This window comes from Algoriphagus halophilus, assembly GCF_041729275.1.
Lineage (GTDB): Bacteria > Bacteroidota > Bacteroidia > Cytophagales > Cyclobacteriaceae > Algoriphagus > Algoriphagus halophilus_A.
The window spans coordinates 1,932,283-1,956,316 of record NZ_CP146486.1; the positions used below are offsets into that span (position 1 = coordinate 1,932,283).

A 24,034-nucleotide genomic window follows, 5' to 3' on the forward strand; every position below is an offset into this window, starting at 1 on the left:
GGCTAGAAGTTTTGGGGACCCACATTTTGATACAGTTTCGCCATGTTGTGTGCGTGCTCATCATAAGCCGCTTCAAATAGCTCTGCCGCGCGTTTGTCACCGATGATCTTACCACTACTTAAGACCTTTGGAGTTTTACCGTTTTGCTGGAGTAGGTTTGCTACTTCGGCTTTTACCGTATTGATCAGCAGCACCCCGCCAAGCGTAGACCCTGGCGCAACTGGCGTATCCATGCCATCCACATAGATCATCGCGTCTCCAAGAGGTGCACCGGTATCCAGCACATAATCTGCAAAATCCGTCAATTTCTTCCCGTCGGCTCTTTTGGATGTGCTTCCTTCTAGATGCTTGCTACTCACCAAAGCCACGACTTTTACCTTACGCTTTTGCAGTTCCTCGGCCATTTCTATAGGTACCACATTGCAACCGCTAGATGAAATAATCAAAGCTGTATCCTCTGGGCTGATATCAAAATTTCGAAGAATCCTTGGAGCAAAACCCGGCACGTTCTCCAGAAACATCGCCTGTCTCTGACCATTGCTCCCGATCACGAGATTGTGAAAAGATAGAGATAGCTCCACGATTGGATTGAACCCTGGAAATGAACCATATCTCGGCCACATTTCCTCCACCATGATCCTACTATGGCCCGAGCCAAACAAATGGACCATTCTTCCTTTCAGGATCGAATCAGCAAAAAGCTTTGCAACTTCCTGAATAACGGGCTCCTGCGCTTGGACTTGGTCGATTATATCCCTTCCTTTTTGTAAATATTCTCTGGTATAACTCATTTCTGGTTTGTTTTAAATTTTGATTTGGCATAAAAAGCTGCGCCCATTGCTCCTGCATATCCTTGAAAGTGGGCGGCTTTGATTGCTGGCAAACTACCGTCCGGCGACCAGCTATAAAGTGGAAGAAATTCCTGTAAAGGTTTCATCAATAAATCACCTGCACCTGCTGTTATGCCTCCTCCAATAACGATAAGTTCCGGCGCAAAAGCATTCGTTAAGGAAGCTAAGGCAGTTGCTAGTTTCTGTACCGAAGAAAGCCACCAATAAGTCGCCAATGTCTCTCCACGATGATATGCTGCAACCAAGTCTTTCACTGAGTCAAACTGACCATGTGTTCTCTCCTTGACCGAGAAATTCCCAAAGGCATATTCCAAACTACCAACCATATTGGTCATGGTAGGATTCCCCATGTGATCTACCGTCGTATGACCAAAGTGTCCAGCCCGCTGCATTGCCCCCTGATACAATTCCCCATTGATGATCACACCTCCACCTACTCCGGTTCCCAAAGTGAGCAGAAGCATATTTTTGATGTTTTGAGACTGGAAATAGCCATAGTACTCGGCAAGGCAAGCGGCATGTGCATCATTAAGGACCGTAACTTCCCTGCCCAATTCCTTGGACCAATCCAAATTCTCAATACCCTTCAGCCGCTCCGGCATATAGAGGATTTTCGTATTTCCCCCATCTGCCAATCCGGAGCTGAAATCCCACAACGTAGTTTCGAAGAATCTCCATTTGCTAATTCGTCTGTTTTTGATTGAATGAGTCCAAAGATTTTTGACTTCCATATTTCAGGGTTTAGGGCAGAATCCTCGGTCTCTAATTTCCTTTGTTCAATCACTTCTCCCTGTGCGTCCAAGACAACCGCCTTGGTGTGTGTTCCGCCTATATCAATGCCTAAGTAATACATTTCTATTCCCTCATCATTATTCATATTGCCCTTCAGAGATTGCCCAACCCCCATCTACCGCCAGGACCTGACCTGTAATAAAGTTGGAATCCGGAGCCAAAAACATCAGCACCGCATTCGTAATGTCTTCTGGTTTGCCGGGTCTTCCACCATCCAGTGGTTGCTTGGATTTGAGAAAATGCTGGATTTTATCATCCTCCATTGCTCTCTGGGCCATTGGTGTTTCAAACAAGCTTGGCGCGATCAGATTCACACAGATATTATGAGAGGCATAATAGGCTGCGATGGATTTGGTAAATCCAATTGCAGCAGACTTTGCCGCAGCATACGCATGGGTTACAAAATATTTGGGTGAAGGCGAATAGCCCAATACAGACCCCATATTTAGGATCATACCTGCTTTTTTATGGGAAAGGAAATATTCGATCATCGCCCTGTTGGAAAGCATCAGCGAGGTAAGATTCATGTCAAGCGTCTTATTCCAACCCTCCAAAGTCAATTCATGTAGGGGCCCATCTCCAAATTTCCTTCCACTGCCACCTGCCACATGAAAAAGGCCGGTGATCGTACCAAAATTCGAATGTGCCATCACGATGGCTTTTTGGATTGTTTCAGGCTCAGAAGCATCTCCAGCCAAGGCCAAAGCATCAGAGCCCAAAGATTGTAGTGCTTCTTGACAGCTTTGCTCTGTTCTTCCCACGACCAGAACTTTGGCACCTTGAGCCTTGAGCGCTAAAGCGGATGAAAGTCCCATTCCACCTGTTCCTCCCATAATTATGTATGTCGTATTTTGAAAATTCATATCCTTAAGCTTCTATGGTGAAATCGTCTGTATTGCAGTAGGCGAAAGAGTAGACAAAGAATCCTTCTCGGTTCGTGGTCAGTTTCCGGATGATTTCTAGCACCGGCGCTCCTATGTTTAACTGAAGTGAATCAGCTAATTCCGCATTCGCGGGTATTGCCCGAAACTTCTGTACCACACCAGTCATCTCAATATCGTGGTTGACGATCAACGTATCGAAAAGCGACTTGTTTATAAATTCCTCTTTACAAAAATTAGCCAAATCCATATTGGATAAATAAGTCTTTTCCATCATAATGGGCTTTTCGCCAGACATCCGAACCCGTTTGAGGTAAATGCATTTTGAGGCGATTTCAGCTTCACTCAAAGGCCAATAAAAATCATCTTCCCAATCCAAAAGAACTGGCTTCTGGAGGAACACAGTGTCGATCTTGCTCTCCCTTGATTTCATGATTTCGGTAAAGCCTTTGATGGAAAGCAACTCAATACTTTTCCGCTTCAGTTTGACGATACTGCCCTTTCCTTTCTGCCGCTCGATCAAGCCCTCCGACTCAAGATTGCTCAAGGCATTCCTTACCGTCATCCTTGCAATTCCATATTTGGAACACAATTCATTTTCCGATGGCAATAGATCACCCACCTTATATTTACCCTCGATAATGGAGCGCCTGAGGTCTTTTTGTACCGTCAGATATCTGGCTGTTTCTTTCAGTTTTTTCATATCAAGAAGGTAGAGCTATTCGCATTTTTGTGGTGTTCATTTTCTATTTAGAGATTTTGACGTTTGAGTTCTGCCACCGCAAAATCTGCCGCTCTAGCCGTCAAGGCCATATAGGTAAGGGAAGGATTTTGACAGGCACTCGAAGTCATACAGGCTCCATCCGTGACAAATACATTTTCTGCTCCCCAGACTTGGTTGTTGCCGTTCAACACGGAGGTTTTAGGGTCTCTACCCATCCTGGCTGTTCCCATTTCATGGATATTAAAACCAAAAGTTCGGTTTTGGATCTCACCTTTTACATTTTTAAAATTGGCTTTTTCCAGCATCTCCACTCCACTGGCGACAATATCCTCGGTCATAGTGTTTTCATTTTGCTTGTATTCCGCATCAATCACCAACAAAGGCATGCCCCAGTCATCGACCTGATCTTTACTTAGCGCAACATGATTTTCGTGGTAAGGCAGGCATTCACCCATACCAAACATGGTCATACTCCAGGGTCCCCATTGGGTAAGCCTATCTTTCAGCTGTGCGCCCAACTCATCTCCTTGGCCAGCAACGCCTCTCCCACGTCCCCCGATTGCCGCATAAGAATAGCCTCGAAGAAAAGAGGATTGCTTATCTGATCCGAAATTCCTAAACCTTGGCATATAGGTTCCAGTGGGCCTTCTTCCATAAAAAACCTTGTCTTCAAAACCCTCCAATTCGGCCGTGATCCGACCATTGTAATTGTGGTCCATCAAATTGTGACCAAGTTCTCCGCTGTCATTCCCCATACCATTGGGAAAACGATCAGAGATAGAATTCATCAGAATCAAAGTAGAATTTAGCGTAGATCCATTCACAAAAATAATTTTGGCATAGAATTCCATTTCTTCCTTGGTATTGGTATCAATCACCCGTACGCCTGTGGCTTTTCCTTTTTCCTTGTCGTAAAGGATAGAATGTACAACAGAAAAAGGTCTGAGAGTCAAATTGCCTGTTTTCTCTGCTGCAGGCAATGTGGCAGAATTGCTGCTGAAATACCCACTAAAAGGGCATCCTCTATAGCAAAGATCTCGATATTGACAGGGTCCTCGCCCTTGAAGTGGTTTGGTAAGATTCGCCGTTCTAGAAATGACCAGGTGCCTGTCGTCATAATTTTTCTGAAGAGACTTTTTGAAATAATCCTCCGCACAATTCATCTCCATAGGAGGCTGAAACTCTCCGTCAGGGATCTGTGGTAGACCATCCCTATTGCCGGAGATTCCTGCAAAACGCTCCACATAGCTATACCATGGATCGATATCCTGGTAGCGAATTGGCCAGTCCACGGCAATCCCTTCTTTGGCATTGGCTTCAAAATCATGCTTTCCCCATCGCTGAGTCCATCGTCCCCAAGTCAAAGACTTGCCACCTACTTGATAGCCTCTGATCCAATCAAAGGGTTTGGTCTGTATGTATGGGTGTTCTTTATCTTTTACAAAAAAATGTGCCGTGGATTCCTGAAAGGCATAGCATTTACTGACTATTGGGTTTTCTTCTCGAAGCTGCTGAGTCAGTTGGTTTCTATGTTCCAACTGCCAAGGAGGTGTAGTTGCGGTAGGATAATCCTTGATATGGACTACGTTTCTCCCTCTCTCCAGCACCAAAGTTTTCAAGCCTTTCTCACACAGTTCTTTGGCAGCCCATCCACCACTGATCCCAGAGCCTATGACGATTGCATCAAAGGTATTTTGAGCTTTGGCTTGGATATTTAAGTTGATATTTTTATTCAAGGGTGCTGGCATTTTGGTTCTAAGATTTATCAGTAATGGTTAGGAGTACTTTACTTTCTGAGACATTTCACCTGTTTTCTTGTTTCTTAAGATCAACTTCAAATCTCCATTGGGAAGCTTTTCTTCTTTGATCAAAAAATGGTCGGCATCGTAAGAAGTATTGCCTTTTTCATAGCTAACCCCTTCATCCCCTCTCCAATCTTCCAAAATCACGGGTTCCCAAAGTTTGGTCTCTGCTGACTTATAGGCTGCATCCAAAATTGCATTGACCACATAGCCATCATAGAAAGTTTCCTGCGGCTGGCGGTTTTCCTCAATTGCCGAGAACATGTCCGTAAACATATTCGGATATCCCAATTCATGTGCTTCGTCGCCTACTGGAAAAAGCCAGCCTTTGTTCACCTCAGCCTTTTCAGCCACATAGCCTTCCCCAGCACCTGTAGTAAAAGTCTCAAATCCGGTTCTCAGGAAATTATTGATCCAAATTGTCCCCTCTGAACCCATCACCTCATCCCGCAAATCCATGCCTCCCCGAAAACACCAACTCACCTCAAATTGGCTAATTGCCCCGTTGGCGTATTTGATCAATCCGATGCCATGGTCCTCTGCATCTATCGGGTGAACTTGGGTATCGGCCCAGCACATCACTTCGACCGGTTTTACATGCTTTCCGATATAATTTCTTCCTATCTCAATGCAATGGCAGGCCAAATCAATCATTGCACCACCTCCTGATTTCTCCTTGTCCCAAAACCAATCACTATGGGGACCGGGATGAGTTTCCCTTGACTTGGTCCACAAAACTCTTCCGATTGACCCAGATTTTACACTTTCGAGGGATTTCAGAAACTTGGGGGTGTAGCACAAATCTTCTAAGTAGCCTCCAAAGATTCCTGAGTCTTCTACCAATTGGAGCATTCTTTTTGCCTCGGCGGCAGTTCGCCCGAGTGGCTTCGTACAGAGTACATGTTTCTTTGCTGCAGCACAAGCAGCTACAGCTTCCTCATGCAGATGGTTTGGCAGAGAAATCATCACCACATCGATATCCGGATGGGAAATAGCTTCCTGCATATTGTCAGTATAATACTCCAATCCAAAATCTGAGGCAAAGCGTGAAGCATTTTCCTTGTCTCTGGAATACACCATCGTGACTCGGTCAATTCTTCGCTGAGCATGTAAAGAAGTGGCATAAAAACGGGCGATAAATCCCGATCCTAACATTGCGATATTCATGGTTTTTTGGGTTTAATGCTGGCCTTACCAGCCAAATGTTTCTCGTATAAATTCTCTACTCATTTTCCAATCTTCCTTCAGCGGATTGACGGGAGTAAATTCACCAGGAAATGCTAGCTCTATGGCTACCTGTCCATTGAATCCCTGCGCCTCCAATGCCTTGGCGATTCTATTAAAATCTGTATCGCCTTGACCGAGGTACTCGGTCCATTCCCCATTGTCGTATTGATCCCGGATGTGGAGATAGACGATCTGCTTGCCATAAGTATTAATAAACTCTACAGGATCGACTCCAGCCCGAATCAGCCAATTCAAGTCGGGACCCAACTTGATTTCGGGAATTCTTGCCAGGGTTCCTTTCAGATCATGTAAGTCATTTTTAACCTCATAGGTATGATTATGGAGATTGGGCTCGATGCCGTGGTCTGCGCAGATTTTCATCAGCTCCTTTAGAATTTTAGCTTGCGCATCCAATTCTGATTCTGTTTTCAGATGGTCTGCCTCACCTACTGAAACGCCAAAAGTCTTACCTCCCACTTTGGCAAGTCGGGGAATAACAATCGCCAGATCATCCGCGATTTTCTGATATTGACTCGCATCCCACATAGCTAATCCAACTCCGTAAGATGAACCTGAAACTGCGATTTTATACTTCTTGGAATATTTCTTCAACCTTTTTACCGAATCCTCGTGCCTCAAAATGGACTCCATCAACTCAACTCCGTCCAAACCTGCGTAGCTCATGTCTGCAAAAACTTTTTCCAAATCTGGATAGGCATCCCAATTCGGTGGGAACTTACTGGCATACACCCATAGGTGACCGTTTACTGGGATTTTTTTGCTATCCACCTTTGTAAAACCGTGCATCATAGTTGGCATCAACAGCGCACCTGATGATAGTACGAGCGTCTTTTGAAGGAATTTCCTCCTGTTATTCATTGGGTTTCTGGCCATACCTGGATGATTATCATTTATTCCTGCCATCAATTTAGAAAATTCAACTTGTATAGACAAGTTGTGAAAAAATTTTTATATTTAGAAATGAACACAAGCCATAAAACTATTTCCTGAAAGATGTAAATGATTTTGGTCATTTGACTCTGGAAATTTTTGGGCGTATGTACCGATTAAACACACAATAACCCCTTAATTACCTTTTTCATGAAACGAAGAAACTTCCTTGCCTCCCTACCTCTACTTGCGAGCATAGATTTTCAAAAATTGGGTATACAAAATGAATCAATATCCAGTAATGGCTATAATTGGTTTACTTTCTACCGAAGAGATGGAAAGATCTGGGGCGAAAACTGGAACAGAGACATGAAACTCTATGCCCAATCCGGATTGAAATCTTTTGAGCCGGGAATAGAATCATTGGAGATGTTGGAAAAACTCATCCCGGCGATGAAAGAGAATCAAATAGCCATGCCCTCTCTCTATGCAAATTCTGTTTTGCATGAACAAAGTCAAGTCAAAAAGTCCATCCAATCCATCCTGGAAATAGCAGCAAAAGCCGTTGGGTACGGGTGTCAAATCATCGTCACCAATCCAAGCCCCATCGACTGGAATAATCCTATCAATAAATCCGATTCCGAACTAATCACTCAGGCAAAAGCCATGGACCAGCTGGGAAAAGAGCTCAAGGATATGGGAATGACTCTGGCCTATCACACCCATGACATGGAGCTCAGGGCAGGTGCCAGGGAAATCCACCACACCTTGCAAAACACAGATCCCGAGTATGTTTCTTTTTGTTTTGACACGCATTGGGTATTTCGAGGGTCTGATAATTCCCAACTTGCTGTGTTTGACATATTGAAAATGTATGGAGATAGAATCGTGGAGCTTCACCTTCGCCAATCCACGGGTGGAATCTGGAGTGAGAGTTTTACAGCGGAGGGAGATATTGATTACCTCAAATTCTCTTCAATGCTGAAACAGAAAAACATCAGGCCCCATCTGGTCATCGAACAGTGCCTGGAAGCCCAATCTCCCCGCACGCTGGATGTAGTCACAGCACACAGGAAAGATCTGGAGGTCGTCAAGAATCTATTTGCCTGACTTAGTTGACTTTATGGACATATAGTTCCTGGTGTAATTTGCCCGTTGGAATTTTGTTACACGATTATGTTAATATCTATTTCATCACATACCAAAATCCGATTAATAAACTCAACACATCTAACAGTTTTACTGTGACTAACCGAACAATGAAAACATCTAGGATCATTCTCATTTTTATTCTGCTAATTAGCGGGACAATCCTTTCATTTTCGCAGCACAATCATTTAGAACATACTACTACCAATTCAAAATTGGAGCCGATGAGTTTCGCTAACGTCTTTTCTAAGGCCTTATCAGATCCGGGATTGGCTGGATTTCGGGTGGAGTCCTCTGTGATGACACTGGTCCCTGGTGCTGAAGACACCGTAGCTCATCGACATGATGCCGAATTGTTTGGATATGTCTTGGAAGGCAACGTCCAAATCGGATTATCGGGAAAAGAAGCTTAGACTTTCTCTTCTGGTCAGATGTTTTATGAGCCGCGAAATATCCTCCATTCAATTACCCGTAATCCCGGCCCCGAGTTACCAACTCGAATTCTTTTGGTATTTATCATCAAAAAAGGAAGGGAAAGATATACTATTGATTCTTCCGAGCCTGTTCCCTCGAAAAAGTAATCGAAACTTGCCTTTGGCTTATAGTCAGAATACTCGTCGCCCCTTTTTCTTGAGAATTCTACTTTGAGTTGTATTCCTAGGGAAAATAGCAGACGATTCTAAAAGACTATTTGAAAGAACCAATCCCTACAAACTAACCTATTCTCTGATTTCTATCCCTGTGACGGTTGATGGATGCCTCCGCTCAATTTTGTCCTCTCTCTCCAAACAAAATTTTCCAGTGAAGTCGGGTCTTTCCCCATAATTCTCACAAAGTCTCTACTGATTCGTGGTTCGGCCTGGAATCGAGGCAGAAAGTGGAGCATCAACATGACCAAAGCAAAACCAGCTTTCATCCCGGTTCTTCTTTTTAACAGAAAAACCTCAAAGGGCTTACACTTCGATAGTTAATTTTAATTCCAACTTTTTTTTGAATAAGACTCGAAACTTCCTGAAAGGACAAATTTTGCAGCCCAGTAAGCTCGAAAGTCTGGCTGCTAAAAACATCAAAATTGCAAAGGACCTTTGCGGCAAAGGCACCGATATCCTCCACATCCACCCAGTTGAATTTTGCTCCACCCGCCGGCAGTGTGATCGAACCTTTTTCTTGAATTTCAGGCAGTAAGGTCGTCGTGAGATTCTGCATAAAGTAACTAGGGCGTAAGAAAACAAACTTAAAACTCATCGCCAAAATCAATTTCTCTATTTTGTGGTGTGGGATAAATTTACTTTGTTCGACACCCTGCACCGACAGAAATACGATCTTCTTCACTCCCTCATTTTTGGCATAATTGAGCAGGGGTTTGATATACCGATCCACATCTGCTATTTGTGGCGGACGTAGAAGAAACAACACGTCAATTCCCTTCAGCGCCTCGCCGAAAGAGCTCTGGTCTTCGAAATCAAACCTACGAAACTTCAACTGCTTATGCACCGGAAACCCTTCAATTGCTCGCTGCGGATTTCTAACTCCTGCAAATACTACAGCGGAACAACCTGAATTTAGTAAGTGCTTGATCACCTCCCTTCCGACGTTTCCCGTTGCTCCCAAAATTAAAATTGAACTCATCGAACAGAATTTTTAAATAGGTCTAGTAAGCATTTATTCACAGCTGATTATCAGTTTAACAAGGATTTCTTCCTATTGGATCGTTGCCAGTAAATCTGACACGACAAATCCTACCCATCCTGTCTATACAAGTTAGGAAAAGTTTATATATTAACCCTCAGAAGACAGCTAGCAAATGAACAATCGAAGAGAATTTCTCAAAAAGTCGGCTCTGGCCTCATTACTGATGGGAATGGGTTTTGACATTTCAGCAAATCCTTATCAAAAGCTCCATTTAAAGGTGGGGGCTGTGATTGGTCTTTAGGCCAAAGCAGCAATCCTGCCGGACTGGAGATAGCCAAGAAAATAGGCTTGGATGGCCTTCAGGTAAATCTAGGTAACTTCGATAATCAGCTTCATCTGAGACAAAAATCCCTTCAACAAGAATACCTTCAAAAATCCAAAGCATTAGGCATCCCCATCAGTAGTCTGGCAATTGGGGAGTTGAATTCTTATCCCTATAAATCTGATCCTCAAACCGAACAGTGGGTATCCGATAGCATCGAAGTAGCAGAGAACATGGATCTAGGCGTGGTTTTGTTGCCATTTTTCAATAAAAATGACCTACGGGACGATTCACAAGGGAAAAGTGAAGTCATTTCCAAGCTAAAAAACATTGCCCCAAAAGCAGAAAAAGCAGGAGTGATCTTGGGCATCGAGTCCTACCTCTCTGCTGCTGAGCATCTGGAAATCATCGATTCCGTTGGTTCCAATTCAGTAAAAATTTATTACGACTTCAGAAATTCTGCAGATGCCGGCCATCCCATCTATGAGGAGATTCCCCTATTGGCAAAGGAGTATATCTGCGAAATCCACATCAAGGAAAACGGAAAATTATTGGGTGAGGGTGATTTGGATTGGGCGAGAATAGGCGAATTGCTGTCAAAATCTAACTATGTAGGATCCGGCTATATGCAAATCGAATGGTCGACTCCCAAAGGGGCAGATATCGTAAAAGCATATCAACACAACCTAGCTTTTGTAAACAAAAATCTAAATCCCGCATGAGCTTCAAATCCATAACATTCATTTTCGCACTTTCGGTCTTATCTTATTCTTGTGAGTCGGATGCCATTGAGGAGCCAGCCTTGTTTTCTCCGGAAGAATTCGAAATCAGTGTGTGGGCAGAGTCTCCGATGTTTTTTAATCCAACGAATATGGACGTGGATGCAAAGGGTAGGATTTGGGTGACAGAAGCAGTGAATTATAGAAACTATAACAATGATTCGAATTCATTTCTTCACCACGCTCAAGGTGATCGGGTCATGATTCTGGAAGATACCGACCAGGATGGCGTGGCGGATTCTTCCCGGGTTTTTGTCCAAGACCCGGATTTAGTTTCTCCATTGGGTATAGCAGTCTTTGGAAAGCGGGTATTTATTTCCTGTGCTCCTCATTTGCTTGTCTACACGGATGAAGATGGTGATGATGTTCCCGATAAAAAGGAAATTTTTCTTACTGGGTTTGGAGGACTAGACCATGATCACTCTCTGCATTCCATTTTGGCAGGTCCTGACGGAAAGCTTTATTTCAATACAGGAAATGCAGGACCCCATCAGGTCACTGACAAAAGTGGCTGGACCTTACGCTCGGGAAGTCTATATACCGGTGGTTCACCCTATAACACCACTAATAGCGGAGGTCAGATCAGTGACGATGGAAAAGTATATGTCGGTGGATTAGCTTTAAAAATCAATCCGGACGGAACAGGACTAGAGGTTCTTGCTCATAATTTCAGGAATAGTTATGAGGTCTTTGTTGATTCAAGGGGGACTTATGGCAAAATGACAACGATGATCAGGTCGTCACCTGTAGAGTTTCTTGGATTCCAGAGAAAGGCAATGCAGGTTATTTCAGTTCGGATGGCACCAGAACTTGGCAAGCAGACCAGCGACCTGGTCAAGACATCTTTAGTGCACATTGGCATCAGGATGATCCGGGAGTAATGCCAGCTGGAGATAAAACCGGCGCAGGTTCACCTACAGGTATGATGAGATACGAGGGAGATGCTTTCGGCCAGCAATTTAGAGGTACTCTGTTGAGTGCAGATGCAGGTAGAAATTCAATTTTTTCCTATCAGCCTCAGGTTTTTAAATCCGGATATGAACTTGGTTCACGGACGATTCTTTTTCTTCAGTGAAGGAAGATGATGAAGGTTACGTATGGAATGATACGTCCTTTCACAGCCAAAAAGCCAAATGGTTTCGGCCTAGTGATCTGGTAACTGGAACAGATGGAGCCATCTACATCGCAGACTGGTATGATCCGGTGGTAGGTGGACATCAGATAAAAGACAGCGCCGCAATGGGCAAAATCTATCGCATAGTTCCTAAAGACAAGAAACTCAGCACACCCACCCTTGATTATGATTCTGACCAAGGTTTGGTGGAAGTTTTGAAAAATCCGGCTGTAAACGTTCGGCTTAAGGCATTTGAAGCGTTGAAAGCCAAAGGAGACACGGCTATTCCGCTCATTGAACCATTGCTAAGTGATGAAAACCCGTTCATAAAGTCGAGGGCCATCTATTTATTGGCACAGTTGGGAGAGCAAGGCAAACAAAAAACCTTAAAACTACTGGACAGCGAGGACGAAATGACTCGCCTGGAAGCACTTCGGGCAATCAAAGCCAACGGAAATCCTTCCCTTCTCCCATCAGACCAACTGCTGGAGGATCCCTCTGCCTTGGTGAGAAGAACTTATGCCGCCATGCTATGGGATAGGGATTGGGAGGTCAGAAAAAAGGCATTTGAACTGCTTTTGAAAGATTTTGACCCAACGGACAGCTGGTATTTGGATGCTCTTGGAAAAATGGCAGCTGGTCATGAACAGGAAGCTTTCGCCATTTCCCAAAAACCTTTCCCTTAACAGACAAAGGCGAATGGTCCAAAGAACTGGAAGCTTTGGCTTGGAGAATCCCTAGCAAAGAAGCAATCCCAGCACTGAAAAAACGTCTGGAAAATGAAAAGCTGGACACTAAAAAGCAGGATTATGTACTGACCTCCTTGGCATTTATTCCAGAGAAAAGCGCGGCAGAAACGATGTACTCATTCAGTAATCACCCGGACTCCTCCCTTGCCGAAATGGCCAATTACTGGCTTTCCTTTCGCCAGGGAAATGACTGGAAAGATTTTTGGATTGGGGTAAAATTGGAGTGGATCCGGAGAAAACAAGAAAACTAGCTGAAATGAAAGCCAAGAGAAGCCTACTCTTGGAGGAAAAGATGGCGCTGAATAACCGTAAAAATCAGGCAAAAGCCATGGCAAAAGACCCTCTTGGCGGCCAGATGCTGATGGAAATGCTTGTATCTAATTCATTACCTGCCGACCTCATCGAGACGGTAAAGGAAACCATTCCAAGCAATCCCAATTTGGGAGTTCGCGTACAGGCCGGAAATTATTTTGGCAGCAAAGCAAACGGAGAGAACTACGCTATCGATCACTTAAAAAGCCTGAATTCCGATGTACTCAGAGGGGAGGCAGCATTTAAGAGCTTTTGCACAACCTGTCATTCAGTAAATGGAGAAGGGAAAGACATTGGGCCAGATCTATCTCAAATCAAGACCAAATATGACCAAACCACCTTGCTCGATGCCATTATCAATCCGAATGGAGGAATTGTGTTTGGCTACGAACCTTGGCTGGTGAAGTTAAAATCCGGTGAATCCTATTATGGATTTATCCAAGGTGAAACTAAAGAAACACTGATTATTAAAGATCTTTCAGGCAAACGTATCACGCTAAGTTTGTCAGAAATCGATCAGAAAAAACAGGAGGCATATTCAATTATGCCCGACCCAGCAAGCTTGGGTATGAAAGCTCAGGAATTGGCCGACATTTCAACCTACCTACTTAACTTACGCTAAATCCAAAACAAATCATTTACTTACTCGACTATCCTGTAACCCAAACCAGTAAACCCTACAAGCCATGAAACTATTTAAACCCTTATCCCTACCGATCGCGGCATTTGCCATGCTGTCCTGCCCAGCAAACGAACAAAGCAAAACTGAAAATAAAGAAGTTGAAACCCCAAGTTCTGAATGGATCCAGCTCACAGATGGAAATTTCCTGGATCATTGGGAGATGTATGATGGTTCCGAAATCAAAGGCTGGAAATTTGAAAACGGTGAACTGATGGCCTCCGGAGCAGGATGGGACGCCGGAGAAGATCTGATTACCAAAAACTCCTATGAAAATTTTGAATTGGAGCTTGAGTGGAAAATCGAAGAAGCCAACAGCTCTGGCATTTTTTATTACGTCCAAAAATCCGACAGTACTCCTATTTATGAAAATGCTCCTGAATATCAGGTTTTGGACGACAAAGGTTGGCCTGACCAAATGAAACCCAACCAACTTACGGCTGGTAGTTATGCGATGTATGCACCGGAGGGAGCCGAAGTGAAGCCAGTCAGAGAATGGAATTCTACGAAGATCATTGTCCAATATCCTCACGTGGAGCACTGGCTCAATGGCAAAAAAGTAGTGGAATATGAGTTTGGCAGTGAAGATTGGAAAAGTCGGAAAGCGGCTGGGAAATGGGCTGAAGTTCCTGACTATGGCATTGCCAAATCCGGGCATATCGGGCTTCAAAATGCCGGATTGGTCACTTACAGAAACGTAAAAATCAGAGAACTGTAATCCTTCTGTATTCGCGATTTTCAATATTTAGAATGTGTTTTCACAAATGAATAGCAATTACCCGGAAAACAGCAAATTGCTGATAATCCATGCGGATGATTCCGCTCTTTGCCATTCTGAAAACCTGGCGACAATTGGTGCTTTGGAAAAAGGAATGGTCACTTCCTACAGCATTATGGTGCCTTGTCCCTAGTTTTTTGAAATGCCAAAATTCGCCAAAAACAACCCCCAATTTGATTATGGGATACATCTTACACTCACCTGTGAGTGGAAAAACTATAAATTCGGACCCATTTTACCTATCCATGAAGTTCCAAGTCTGGTAGACGAGAATGCCTATTTCTAACCAAAAAGAAAATCGCTTAGTAAAAATGCCATTGCTAGCGAAGTCAGATTGGAGCTTCAAGCTCAAATTGAGTGAGCATTAGAACTTGGCCTTTCTCCCTCGCATCTTGATTCACATATGTACAGTGTAGGTTCACGCCCCGATCTCCTGAATATATTTAGTGAACTCGCCGAAGAATACCATCTTCCCTGTCTAATCAACCGACAATTGATGGAAGAAGTAGGTTTCGACTTCGAGAGTAACACCCGAAAGGATGATTTGATTTTTGACCATGTGTATGTGGGCAAATATGCAGATTTCGAAAAAGGCAAGCTCGCTATCTATTACGAACAAGTTCTGAGGGAGCTTTTTCCCGGTTTAAATATGATCTTGATCCATCTTTTGACACACAGGAAATGTAAGGTATCTCCATCAATCATCCGAATTTTGGATCGGAATGGCGAAAGATAGACTTCGATTTTTTCACTGGTGAAACATGCAGAATCCTACTAATGGAAAATAACATTCAATTGATAACTTGGAAGGATCTCGGACAAAAATAAATCCACTTTCACAAACCTCTGAGTATGTCTGGGAAAGGCTTTTGATTTGGTCATTATATGATTACAAAAAAATATTGAATTCCAGACAGCTATAAGCTTAAACGCAAGGCTTCTTTTAAACCTTCCTATCAGGAAAAATTCATTTTCGGCTTTAGATTGCCAATCTTCTAGCCCCTATTTTTCTGCCCTATCTTCTTGTATTTCAATAATTGAAAAAACTCACTATAAACAGATTATCTGCTACAGTGGTTATCAAAAAACCTAAGTGTACTCTCCAGATGCTTTTGCCAGTATTCCCACTGATGCCCTCCATCAAATTCCTCATAGGAATGCTCCACTCCTAATTCTGATAATTGCTCATGCAAAAGTCTATTCCCACTAAGCAATTCATCTTCTTTTCCGCAATCAAAGCGAATGGTAGGCAAAGAATTTACGTTCCTTTTGATCAAGTCAATTACATCATTGTCAGTATTTCGAAGCTTATAAGAATCGAGAGATTCTTCTACAAATAAGGACATTTCAGAAAACCTGGTGATGGCACTATGAGCTGAAATAGCAGTAAAAACCTCTGGATATTGAGCTCCTAATTTCAAAGCTCCGTAACCTCCCATGGAAAGACCACCAATGCAGATTGGGGATTTTTCACTGGCGCAGGGAATATTCTCGCGTATAGCTTTGGGCACATCCGAAACAATCCACTGAGCAAAATCCTGTCTTGATGTGTTAAATATCCTGAACCATCTCCCCACAGTCCATCTGAAGGCATGGCAATAATTGCTGGCCGTATTTTACCAGATTCCATCAGCCGCTTTGCTGTCACATGTGCACCTCCTTTCATCGCCCAAACCCAAGCAGATCCATAAACACCATGTAGTAATATGTAGATGGGAAGATCCGTTGGATTGTCTATCACATTGGGCACAAAGAGGCAGATATCTCCCCTACCTTTTAAGTTGGGCGTCTTGACTGTCAAAAAACGAAGGCCTGAATTCTCAAACATCTCGTCTGACAATTCTAAGGATCTAAAACTGCTCATAATTTATGGCTTTAGGGAAAAACGATTACTCCTTTGGCATTTACTCCAGCTAGCATATCATCAAATGCTTGTTGCAGATCATCCAACCTGTATTCCTTACTGATCATTTGATCTAATTTAAGCTGCCCTTTTTTATACAATTGCATCAGGACAGGAAAATCAATCTGGGGTCGGCACTTGCCATAGAGCGGATTGATATAAATTTTATCCCATTCAAAAAGCCGCATGTCTATCGTAATCTCCTCCTCGATTCCACTCACCTGGACAGCCGTTCCTGCATTTCGGATCATGGTCAGAGGCGCAGCTCCCAAAGCAGGAATAGCTGTGCATTCAAAGGCATAATCAGCTCCTCTTCCTACTAGCATCTTTTTGACTTTACCTGAAACGCTGATCAGTCCTACATCATCCTTTTCAGCCAAAATAACCTCAGTAGCTCCAAACATCTTCGCCATTTCCAATTTTGCTGGATTAATATCCACTGCGATAATCCTGCTTGCCCCGGCGATTTGGCAGGCATTGATTACATTCAATCCAACCCCTCCACAGCCTAGAACTACCACAGAGCTTCCAGCTTTCAGTTTGGCAGCATTTACCACAGACCCATAGCCAGTCATTACGCCACAGCTGATAATGCTGGCGGCAGAAAAATTCAGATTTGCCTCTTCTACTTTCACCACTGCTGACTCTTTTACTAAGGTATATTCACTTAAAGTTCCCAGATTGAATGATCGCTCTATAGGATTGCCCTCCCACTTGGTACTTCCCAAAGTGGCCTGACCAGGCGTATGTCCATTTCCCCCGGCAACTACCGGAGAATTATTTTCACAAATGTGCTGATTGCCTTCCTGACATTGAAAGCAATACATGCATGGCGTAGCCCAATTCAGGATCACCTGATCACCGGGTTTTACGCTTGTCACCGCAGCTCCAACTTGCTCAACTACTCCTGCTCCTTCATGCCCCATTACTATAGGTTTGCCCCAGCTTAATGAGTCATAATCAGTATGGCAAAGTCCGGCAGCTTTCATTTTCACCAGCACTTCATCAGGTTCCGGATCAGAAATACTGACCTCACAAATGTTAAAAGTGCCATCTCCTTTGGCTATGGCTGATTTGGAAAGTTTTGACATAGTTTGTATTTACTTTAAAACCACCATGAACACTGTGGTCAAAATGTTTTTTTGCTTACTCCTAAAGCTTTAAGCTAAATGGAATAATAGCCAATCTAAGTTTGGCTAGGTTGAATTACTATTTATTTACCCTGATCCCGTAGTTCTATCTCCCAATAGATTTAAGTTCAATTTCAGGATTCTTCAGTTTTTCTTTGTCTATAGGCTCTCCACTTTTGATGAATTTAGTACCCCAAACATAAGCTTTTGCTGAATTCACCGCGTCAACGGCCAGCAGCTCATTTCCCCGAAAGTACCAGATGGAAAAAACCAGCTCTGATTCTTTCGCAAAACTGCCTCATTATATCCAGCAGACAATCCAACTAGTTGCAGTTTCACTTCATATTGATCAGACCAAAACCAAGGAATCGCATCATAGAAAACATCTTTACCACAGATTGCCCCAGCAGCGATTTTGGCCTGATCCACCGCATTCTGCACACATTCCAGTCTGAGATATCGCTTGTAATGAGGGTTGAAATGATCTGTACAATCACCGATCGCATAAATATTCGGATCGTTCGTACATGAAGTCTCATCCACTCGAATTCCATTTTCTATCTGTAATCCAGCAGCGGATGCCAATTCTGAATTCACTTGAATACCCACTCCAAGTACCAGCAAATCGGCAGGAAAGCTTGAACCATTCTCACAAATTACCTGAACTTTCTCACCATCTTCTGTTATGGAAATCACTTGTTTATTGCAGTGGATGCTTACTCCATTTGCCGCATGAAGACTCTCAAAAAACGAAGACATCTCTGGCGCAGTCACGCGTGCAAGCACTCTGGATTCCCGCTCCAGCACGGTAACTTTTGCTCCTAATTTCCTTAAGGAAGCAGCTGTCTCCAGCCCAATATACCCACCTCCGATGATGACTACTTTTTGACTTGGTTCTTATAGATTTTATCCCGAATTCCGTTGACATCAGCGGCAGTTCGTAACGGATAAACATATTTAGCTTCGGACAAACCCTTGATCGATGGAATCAACGCCCGAGCACCTGTGGCAAGAACCAATTTATCGTAGGCTTGCCATGTACCATTATCCAGCTGTACTTTTTGAGTTTTTCGATCTATGCTTAGCGCTTTGATTCCAAGGAGTAATTGTATGTTTTCCTTGCCATAGCTTTCAGAAGACTTCAGGAGATTTTGTCCCAATGCTTCTGAGCTATGGAGGTAAGTTTTGGAAAGAGGAGGACGATGATAAGGTAATTCCGAGTCTGAGTCAATAAGCAATATTTTCCCTCCCCAACCTTCTTTGCGCAACGCAAATGCACAATTTACACCCGCATGACTAGCCCCGATTATCACACAGATCTGATTTTCCGCTAGGTTTTCTGCCAGGCTCAAATCCCTCATTTGGCAACGCGTAAAACTACTCCATCCAGGTCCTCGCTAATCTGCAGTTGACAGGAAAGCCGACTGTACTGATCCGTATGATCATCCAATTCCAGCATATCCGTTTCGATTTCGCTCGCCTCACCGGTTTTTGTGACATCCTCAGGTGCCACGTGAACATGGCAAGTGGCACAGGAACATACTCCCCCACAATCACCGTCAATCCCTTTTATTCCGTTTTCCACGGCCAATGCCATCACTGAACCTGAAAACCCTTCCACAGTAATCCTTTGCTCATCGCTAGTTATAAAAGTAATCTTTGCCATTTCTTTATGGGGTTATTGCATTGAATTTCACATTGATTTTATGGTAGCCTACCTTACGTTGGAATCTGCCCCATTGCTCTATATTTTCTTTCAAATCAAGAATGTCTATTGATTCTATTTTCTCTGAAAGTTCCTTTAATAGAATTCTCATAATCTGTCGGGCATGCGTAGCCCCAAGACAATTATGGTGACTGAAACCAAAACCCACATGAGGATTGATTTTTCGGTCCAGGACGATTTCATCCGGGTTTTCAAAAACATTTTCATCCCTATTGGCAGAGGCCCAGCAAAGGGAAACCCGACTATCTGCTTTCGCAGCATGCTCACAGACCTGCGTATCTTCCGTCACAACCCTGCCCATGTGGGTCAAAGGCGAAAAGTACCGGATCATTTCTTCCACTGCATTAGTAATGATTTCAGGCTCCTTTCTCAGCCTTTCCAAGGATTCAGGATGATCGGCAAAATAGGCGATTGCATTAGTGACGGCATTAATTACCGTATCACGACCTCCGGCGAAGGTCAAAACCATCACTCCTTTTGCTTCTTCTTTGCACAGCTTTCTCCCATCAAAATCTGACTGCATGAGTACCGAATACAAGTCATCGGATGGATTGGCTATCGCACGATCAATTTCACGATCTATATAATCATAAAGCACATTGGCTTTATCCGCATCCAAAGCTTCTCCTTCACTACGAAAAACGTGTGTCCCCCAGGATATCCAGGTTTCTGACTCTTTGAAAGGCGTATTGAGCAAAAGCGTCAGGGCACGGGACTGTAAGGGTAGCGCAAATTCATTGACCACTTCCAGAGATTCCTTAGCCAACATCTCATCAATAATACTTGAGACCATCGTAGTCAATGCTTCCTGATAGTCCGCATTAATAGGACGCTTAAACCATGCTTCTAGGACTGATCTGTATGCACCATGTTTTGGAGGATCCACTTCAAATGGAATCTGCCGTGTATCACGAATATTCACTTCAGAGGGAACTACAATCCTTCCAGGAACCGTCTCAGAAGTAAAGGTCTTATAATTATGCGCAGTCTTCCTGACATCTTTGTGGCGCAGCAACATGGTCACAGGATCATTTTGGTCGTCTATAGTCTCATAGCCACAATTGGATCTTTGCGTTGCAAAAGGATCAGGTATTTCACTTTTTTCATGGAGTTCGGTTTCAAGTAAGGGCCTTGTTTCTTGGTTTACAATAATTGCCAAAAAATCATTCAGATAACTTCCCTATTTTCACCAATAAGTAATCTATTATGTCGTCTATTGATAATTTTCTATAGATTATTGATTAAATAGTAAACTTAACCATACTATCTCTACACGATTTTGAAGCCAATTTTAGAACCCATCCCCTTAGGAAATCAGAAATCTATCTTAGGTTTCTGTTTTGATAAAAAGGATTTTGAAACACCCTGGCATTTCCATCCTCAGCATGAGCTGACCTACATTGAAGAAAGTGTAGGAACCAAATTTATTGGGGACTATGTAGGGGGATACCAGCCAGGAGAATTGGTTTTGTTGCGATCAAATCTTCCTCATTGCTGGAAAAACAATACCTCCCAGTCATCAAACTCCAAATCATTTGTAGTACAATGGAATTTGGGGATTTTTCCCGAAGTGCCAGAATTAGACTCAATTCATCAATTGTTAAAGACCGCCTCCAGAGGTTTGATTTTTGACAAGGAGCAGGTGAATCACCTAATTCCCCTGATAAAAACCTTCCCGGATTTGTCAGGGCAAGAGCTTTATATTCAACTTCTGGGCCTACTTTCAGCACTTAGTAAAGCATCCTATACCCCACTTTCAGCCGCGAGTTTTACAGATGATATTCCCAGCGAATACGGCACACGAATGGCCAAAATCCATGACTTTGTAGGGGGAAATTTTGGGAGGAAAATTTATCTGAAAGAATTAGCGGATTTAGTAAATCTCTCCGAGCAATCCTTTTCCAGGTTTTTCACCAAGATGATGGGAAGGCCATTCTTTACCTTCCTGAATGAATATAGAATAAACCATGCAGCGAGGATGCTGGTGGACACGGAGGAACCCATAGCGCAAATCGCCTATGCATGTGGCTACGATTCACTTCCTTTTTTCCATAAGAAATTCAACGAATCCTACCAGATATCCCCTGCACAGTATAGAAAGAGGTATTTCAAGAAAAGCTAAAATATGATAGCCTACTATTTTTCCACTGGCTTATACACCCTTATCCACTTCACTCTGAATGTATGATCCTCTGCATTGGCCAATTCTGCATCAGTAGGCGTGTAGGTTTCTGATTGTAAACCTGATTCAGGACTGGATCTCCAGGTTTGATCCTCCACATTGATGATGATATCCATTTCCTTACTCAGCCCGGTTCGGGTGTCCTTGGTGGTATTCCCCGGCTCTTCAGCATTTGTATAAAATTTGGGATCGATCATATCCTTGCCCGAAACGGTACGAACCAACTCCCCATCTATATAATATTCCAAATGCCAGGGATCTCTCCAATACACTCCATAGCGGTGAAATTCTTCCCTCCAGATCGTGCCATCTTGATACCAGGAACCGGAATCCGTGGGCTGATAGTCCTGAAAAGGATCTCTTATAAATACATGATGGCTGAGGTGTATCCGCTCGGCAAACCAGCTGGTATTCTGCTGTGCACTTGCCGAGTAACTGGCTCCATAGGCTTCTACAATGTCTATTTCCTGAGTATCATCAGGGCTTAGAAGCCACACATCGGAGGCCAAGGTAGAATTCATCACTTTGGCATAAACTTCCACATATACGGGATAAGAAACCCGAACTTTGGAAGTAATACAACCCAGCAAAATCTTATCTGAATCCGACTTGCGTGCAGCAATCATTTGCAACTGACCATCTTTTACTAAGGAATGATTTCTTCTCCACTCCGTCAGTCCGGGACCAGCCCACTGGTTATGATAAAAATCATCCCATTTTTCCAGAAATTTCTCACTTTTCCCATCTGCCGCAGCTTCATATTCAAAGTCGTCTGACAAATCCTGAAATTCCCAAATTTTGTTGTCACCTGCTTCCGCAGGAACAGGGATATCTTTCCAGCCCAACTCGGGCTCCGGAGTAACTGGCTCTTCAATTTGCTGCTCATCGTCGATTATCAATTCCTGGTCTTGGGAATTAGAACAAGATGCAAATCCCAATAAAATTATTGATATTAGAAAAAGCTTCATATGATTTCGTAATTAGTTGTGGTACAATATTTTACTTATAATTATTTTTAAACTGGCCCATCCTTTTCATGGCATCTCCCTCATATTTTCGCTGAAGTAGCCAAAGCGGTCTCTCTAAAGTCAATTCCCATTCAAACAATTTCTTATATAGCTCTTTCACAAAATCTGGGTATTTGCCAGCCAGATCATTACTTTCTGAAATGTCCCTACTCAAATCATACAGTTCAGCTGGTCGATCCGGAAATCGAATTAGCTTCCAATCTCCTTGACGAATAGCCCCCCTATTTTCCTTCTTCCAAAACAACACATCATGAGGTCTAGCTTTGTTTTCATTTTTAACAAATGGCATGAGGTTCACACCATCCAAACCTGGAATTTGAGTTGGATTTTCTCCCGCTAAATGCAGAAAAGTCGGAAGTAAATCCAAGGTACTTATTGGCATGTCGTAGGTGGTTCCTTCTGGTAGTTCTCCTGGAAAACTCATAATAAATGGCACTCTAATACCTCCCTCAAGGTGGTTTGCTTTGGTTCCACTCAGCGGAGAATTATCTGAGAAATTTGCGTCTGAAGGACCTCCGTTATCATTGGTGAATACAATCAGGGTATTATCCAGCAGACCCTCGGATTTAAGTTTTGCTATCAAAAGCCCGCAAGCCCGATCCATAGCATAGGTCATAGCTGCCAATTTTTGCCTTTGCTCAATCAATCCAGCAAAGATTTCCAAATCTTCAGGGCGAGTATCCATAGGTGTATGAACTGCATTGAAAGAAAGCATAATGAAAAATGGCTTTGCTTTATTTTCCTCCACAAAGTCAACAGCTTTATCTGCCAGGTAATCTGTGAGGTAAATAGGTGCTTCCTGATAATTCCTAAATCCTTGTTCCAATCTATCCTCAGGCCTGGTGTTGGGATTATTCTTATCAAAAGGGAAATAACTTCTAGCACCTCCCCGAAACCCGTTAAACTCGATGAATCCACGCTTCAGTGGGTGAAATTTGTCCGCATTTCCCTGATGCCATTTCCCGAACAAGGCTGTTTGATATCCTTGTGCCAGTAAATAATCTGCCAAAGTTTTTTGATCTAATGGTAGGCCCATTTCATCATCAGACAGGCAGGATTCTGACATATATCCGGGTACATTATTTTCCTCAAAGCCAAATTTTTGCTGATATTTCCCTGTCAACAACCCAGCTCTAGATGGTCCACAAACTGCTGCGGAAACATAGGCTTGGGTAAATTTCACACCTTTTGCCGCAAGCGAATCAAGATTGGGAGTAAGCATCTCTTTACTGCCCTGAAAACCAAAGTCTGCATATCCAGCATCATCGGCCAAAATCAACACAATATTAGGTTTAGACTGAACTTGAAGTGACTGATGGAAATTACCAGACCAAATCAATAGCAGGAGCATTAGGTATAGTTTCATCATCACTTTTATCTACT

The 24,034-nt window shown here is 43.1% G+C and carries 31 protein-coding genes and 1 pseudogene; 12 read left to right on the forward strand and 20 right to left on the reverse strand.

Annotated features, from left to right (window positions below):
* Nucleotides 1-2 precede the first annotated feature (2 nt).
* From V8V91_RS10315 to V8V91_RS10350, 8 genes are read right to left on the reverse strand one after another with little or no spacing between them, the layout of a single operon-like run.
* Nucleotides 3-791, reverse strand: coding sequence for a sugar isomerase domain-containing protein (locus V8V91_RS10315; RefSeq protein WP_373399986.1), 789 nt, complete (start codon nucleotides 789-791; stop codon nucleotides 3-5).
* Nucleotides 788-1,453: an ROK family protein gene (locus V8V91_RS10320; RefSeq protein ID WP_373399987.1), complete on the reverse strand. Its 666-nt coding sequence runs from the start codon at nucleotides 1,451-1,453 to the stop codon at nucleotides 788-790. The genes V8V91_RS10315 and V8V91_RS10320 overlap by 4 nt, the downstream gene beginning before the upstream one ends.
* On the reverse strand, nucleotides 1,438-1,728 hold the full coding sequence (locus V8V91_RS10325; protein WP_373399988.1) for an FGGY family carbohydrate kinase: 291 nt from the start codon (nucleotides 1,726-1,728) through the stop codon (nucleotides 1,438-1,440). The genes V8V91_RS10320 and V8V91_RS10325 overlap by 16 nt, the downstream gene beginning before the upstream one ends.
* Entirely contained in the window at nucleotides 1,721-2,506 is a 786-nt protein-coding gene (locus tag V8V91_RS10330) for an SDR family NAD(P)-dependent oxidoreductase (protein WP_373399989.1), read from the reverse strand. The genes V8V91_RS10325 and V8V91_RS10330 overlap by 8 nt, the downstream gene beginning before the upstream one ends.
* Before the next feature lie 4 nt (nucleotides 2,507-2,510).
* Nucleotides 2,511-3,227: a GntR family transcriptional regulator gene (locus V8V91_RS10335; RefSeq protein ID WP_373399990.1), complete on the reverse strand. Its 717-nt coding sequence runs from the start codon at nucleotides 3,225-3,227 to the stop codon at nucleotides 2,511-2,513.
* 47 nt (nucleotides 3,228-3,274) lie between these two features.
* Nucleotides 3,275-4,984 carry a GMC oxidoreductase gene (locus V8V91_RS10340; protein ID WP_373399991.1) on the reverse strand — a complete coding sequence of 570 codons (1,710 nt, stop codon included), beginning with the start codon at nucleotides 4,982-4,984 and terminating at the stop codon, nucleotides 3,275-3,277.
* Between the two features lie 39 nt (nucleotides 4,985-5,023).
* Nucleotides 5,024-6,217 carry a Gfo/Idh/MocA family protein gene (locus V8V91_RS10345; protein WP_373399992.1) on the reverse strand — a complete coding sequence of 398 codons (1,194 nt, stop codon included), beginning with the start codon at nucleotides 6,215-6,217 and terminating at the stop codon, nucleotides 5,024-5,026.
* Between the two features lie 24 nt (nucleotides 6,218-6,241).
* The gene (locus tag V8V91_RS10350) at nucleotides 6,242-7,231 is read right to left on the reverse strand and encodes a sugar phosphate isomerase/epimerase family protein (RefSeq protein WP_373399993.1); all 990 of its coding nucleotides are present in this window, start codon (nucleotides 7,229-7,231) and stop codon (nucleotides 6,242-6,244) included.
* Between the two features lie 147 nt (nucleotides 7,232-7,378).
* Here V8V91_RS10350 and V8V91_RS10355 point away from each other — a divergent pair, with 147 nt between their 5' ends.
* Together V8V91_RS10355 and V8V91_RS10360 are read left to right on the forward strand one after the other, a co-directional pair.
* On the forward strand, nucleotides 7,379-8,278 hold the full coding sequence (locus V8V91_RS10355; RefSeq protein ID WP_373399994.1) for a sugar phosphate isomerase/epimerase family protein: 900 nt from the start codon (nucleotides 7,379-7,381) through the stop codon (nucleotides 8,276-8,278).
* 263 nt (nucleotides 8,279-8,541) lie between these two features.
* Nucleotides 8,542-8,730, forward strand: a complete 189-nt coding sequence (locus V8V91_RS10360) for a hypothetical protein (protein WP_373399995.1) — start codon at nucleotides 8,542-8,544, stop codon at nucleotides 8,728-8,730.
* 320 nt (nucleotides 8,731-9,050) lie between these two features.
* Here the strand turns inward: V8V91_RS10360 and V8V91_RS10365 are convergent, their stop codons facing one another.
* Together V8V91_RS10365 and V8V91_RS10370 are read right to left on the reverse strand one after the other, a co-directional pair.
* Nucleotides 9,051-9,233, reverse strand: a complete 183-nt coding sequence (locus V8V91_RS10365) for a hypothetical protein (protein WP_373399996.1) — start codon at nucleotides 9,231-9,233, stop codon at nucleotides 9,051-9,053.
* 14 nt (nucleotides 9,234-9,247) lie between these two features.
* Nucleotides 9,248-9,946, reverse strand: a complete 699-nt coding sequence (locus tag V8V91_RS10370; protein WP_373399997.1) for an NmrA family NAD(P)-binding protein — start codon at nucleotides 9,944-9,946, stop codon at nucleotides 9,248-9,250.
* A gap of 175 nt (nucleotides 9,947-10,121) precedes the next feature.
* Here V8V91_RS10370 and V8V91_RS10375 point away from each other — a divergent pair, with 175 nt between their 5' ends.
* The 9 genes and pseudogenes from V8V91_RS10375 (at nucleotide 10,122) to V8V91_RS10415 (ending at nucleotide 15,418) form a co-directional block, all read left to right on the forward strand.
* On the forward strand, nucleotides 10,122-10,250 hold the full coding sequence (locus tag V8V91_RS10375) for a twin-arginine translocation signal domain-containing protein (RefSeq protein WP_373399998.1): 129 nt from the start codon (nucleotides 10,122-10,124) through the stop codon (nucleotides 10,248-10,250).
* 47 nt (nucleotides 10,251-10,297) lie between these two features.
* Nucleotides 10,298-10,993: a sugar phosphate isomerase/epimerase family protein gene (locus tag V8V91_RS10380; protein WP_373399999.1), complete on the forward strand. Its 696-nt coding sequence runs from the start codon at nucleotides 10,298-10,300 to the stop codon at nucleotides 10,991-10,993.
* Entirely contained in the window at nucleotides 10,990-11,931 is a 942-nt protein-coding gene (locus V8V91_RS10385; protein WP_373400000.1) for a PVC-type heme-binding CxxCH protein, read from the forward strand. Before V8V91_RS10380 ends, V8V91_RS10385 begins: the two co-directional genes overlap by 4 nt.
* A complete protein-coding gene (locus V8V91_RS10390; protein WP_373400001.1) occupies nucleotides 11,931-12,125 on the forward strand; it encodes a hypothetical protein in 195 nt (64 codons plus the stop codon). The genes V8V91_RS10385 and V8V91_RS10390 overlap by 1 nt, the downstream gene beginning before the upstream one ends.
* The gene (locus V8V91_RS10395) at nucleotides 12,122-12,850 is read left to right on the forward strand and encodes a HEAT repeat domain-containing protein (RefSeq protein WP_373400002.1); all 729 of its coding nucleotides are present in this window, start codon (nucleotides 12,122-12,124) and stop codon (nucleotides 12,848-12,850) included. The genes V8V91_RS10390 and V8V91_RS10395 overlap by 4 nt, the downstream gene beginning before the upstream one ends.
* A 35-nt stretch (nucleotides 12,851-12,885) precedes the next feature.
* The gene (locus V8V91_RS10400; RefSeq protein ID WP_373400003.1) at nucleotides 12,886-13,164 is read left to right on the forward strand and encodes a hypothetical protein; all 279 of its coding nucleotides are present in this window, start codon (nucleotides 12,886-12,888) and stop codon (nucleotides 13,162-13,164) included.
* Nucleotides 13,165-13,169: 5 nt separating this feature from the next.
* Nucleotides 13,170-13,847, forward strand: a complete 678-nt coding sequence (locus V8V91_RS10405) for a c-type cytochrome (protein WP_373400004.1) — start codon at nucleotides 13,170-13,172, stop codon at nucleotides 13,845-13,847.
* 64 nt (nucleotides 13,848-13,911) lie between these two features.
* Nucleotides 13,912-14,622, forward strand: coding sequence for a DUF1080 domain-containing protein (locus tag V8V91_RS10410; RefSeq protein WP_373400005.1), 711 nt, complete (start codon nucleotides 13,912-13,914; stop codon nucleotides 14,620-14,622).
* A gap of 46 nt (nucleotides 14,623-14,668) precedes the next feature.
* Nucleotides 14,669-15,418, forward strand: a pseudogene (locus tag V8V91_RS10415) (polysaccharide deacetylase family protein).
* 325 nt (nucleotides 15,419-15,743) lie between these two features.
* On the opposite strand, the gene V8V91_RS10420 reads toward V8V91_RS10415, so the two are convergent.
* The 8 genes from V8V91_RS10420 to V8V91_RS10455 form a co-directional block, all read right to left on the reverse strand.
* The gene (locus tag V8V91_RS10420) at nucleotides 15,744-16,193 is read right to left on the reverse strand and encodes an alpha/beta hydrolase (RefSeq protein WP_373400006.1); all 450 of its coding nucleotides are present in this window, start codon (nucleotides 16,191-16,193) and stop codon (nucleotides 15,744-15,746) included.
* Entirely contained in the window at nucleotides 16,100-16,546 is a 447-nt protein-coding gene (locus V8V91_RS10425) for a hypothetical protein (RefSeq protein WP_373400007.1), read from the reverse strand. The genes V8V91_RS10420 and V8V91_RS10425 overlap by 94 nt, the downstream gene beginning before the upstream one ends.
* An 11-nt stretch (nucleotides 16,547-16,557) precedes the next feature.
* Nucleotides 16,558-17,676 (reverse strand): alcohol dehydrogenase catalytic domain-containing protein, encoded by a 1,119-nt coding sequence (locus V8V91_RS10430; RefSeq protein WP_373400008.1) that lies wholly within the window; start codon nucleotides 17,674-17,676, stop codon nucleotides 16,558-16,560.
* A 145-nt stretch (nucleotides 17,677-17,821) separates the two neighbouring features.
* A complete protein-coding gene (locus V8V91_RS10435) occupies nucleotides 17,822-17,935 on the reverse strand; it encodes a hypothetical protein (protein WP_373400009.1) in 114 nt (37 codons plus the stop codon).
* Nucleotides 17,932-18,591 (reverse strand): NAD(P)/FAD-dependent oxidoreductase, encoded by a 660-nt coding sequence (locus tag V8V91_RS10440; protein WP_373400657.1) that lies wholly within the window; start codon nucleotides 18,589-18,591, stop codon nucleotides 17,932-17,934. The genes V8V91_RS10435 and V8V91_RS10440 overlap by 4 nt, the downstream gene beginning before the upstream one ends.
* A 2-nt stretch (nucleotides 18,592-18,593) precedes the next feature.
* On the reverse strand, nucleotides 18,594-19,076 hold the full coding sequence (locus V8V91_RS10445) for an FAD-dependent oxidoreductase (protein ID WP_373400010.1): 483 nt from the start codon (nucleotides 19,074-19,076) through the stop codon (nucleotides 18,594-18,596).
* Entirely contained in the window at nucleotides 19,073-19,381 is a 309-nt protein-coding gene (locus tag V8V91_RS10450) for a 2Fe-2S iron-sulfur cluster-binding protein (protein ID WP_373400011.1), read from the reverse strand. Before V8V91_RS10450 ends, V8V91_RS10445 begins: the two co-directional genes overlap by 4 nt.
* 4 nt (nucleotides 19,382-19,385) lie before the next feature.
* Nucleotides 19,386-20,600, reverse strand: coding sequence for a cytochrome P450 (locus tag V8V91_RS10455; protein WP_373400012.1), 1,215 nt, complete (start codon nucleotides 20,598-20,600; stop codon nucleotides 19,386-19,388).
* A 120-nt stretch (nucleotides 20,601-20,720) separates the two neighbouring features.
* Here V8V91_RS10455 and V8V91_RS10460 point away from each other — a divergent pair, with 120 nt between their 5' ends.
* A complete protein-coding gene (locus V8V91_RS10460; protein WP_373400013.1) occupies nucleotides 20,721-21,563 on the forward strand; it encodes an AraC family transcriptional regulator in 843 nt (280 codons plus the stop codon).
* 14 nt (nucleotides 21,564-21,577) lie between these two features.
* Here V8V91_RS10460 and V8V91_RS10465 read toward each other — a convergent pair whose 3' ends face one another.
* Nucleotides 21,578-22,591 carry a family 16 glycosylhydrolase gene (locus tag V8V91_RS10465; RefSeq protein WP_373400014.1) on the reverse strand — a complete coding sequence of 338 codons (1,014 nt, stop codon included), beginning with the start codon at nucleotides 22,589-22,591 and terminating at the stop codon, nucleotides 21,578-21,580.
* Between the two features lie 31 nt (nucleotides 22,592-22,622).
* Nucleotides 22,623-24,020 carry a sulfatase gene (locus tag V8V91_RS10470; protein ID WP_373400015.1) on the reverse strand — a complete coding sequence of 466 codons (1,398 nt, stop codon included), beginning with the start codon at nucleotides 24,018-24,020 and terminating at the stop codon, nucleotides 22,623-22,625.
* Nucleotides 24,021-24,034 lie beyond the last annotated feature (14 nt).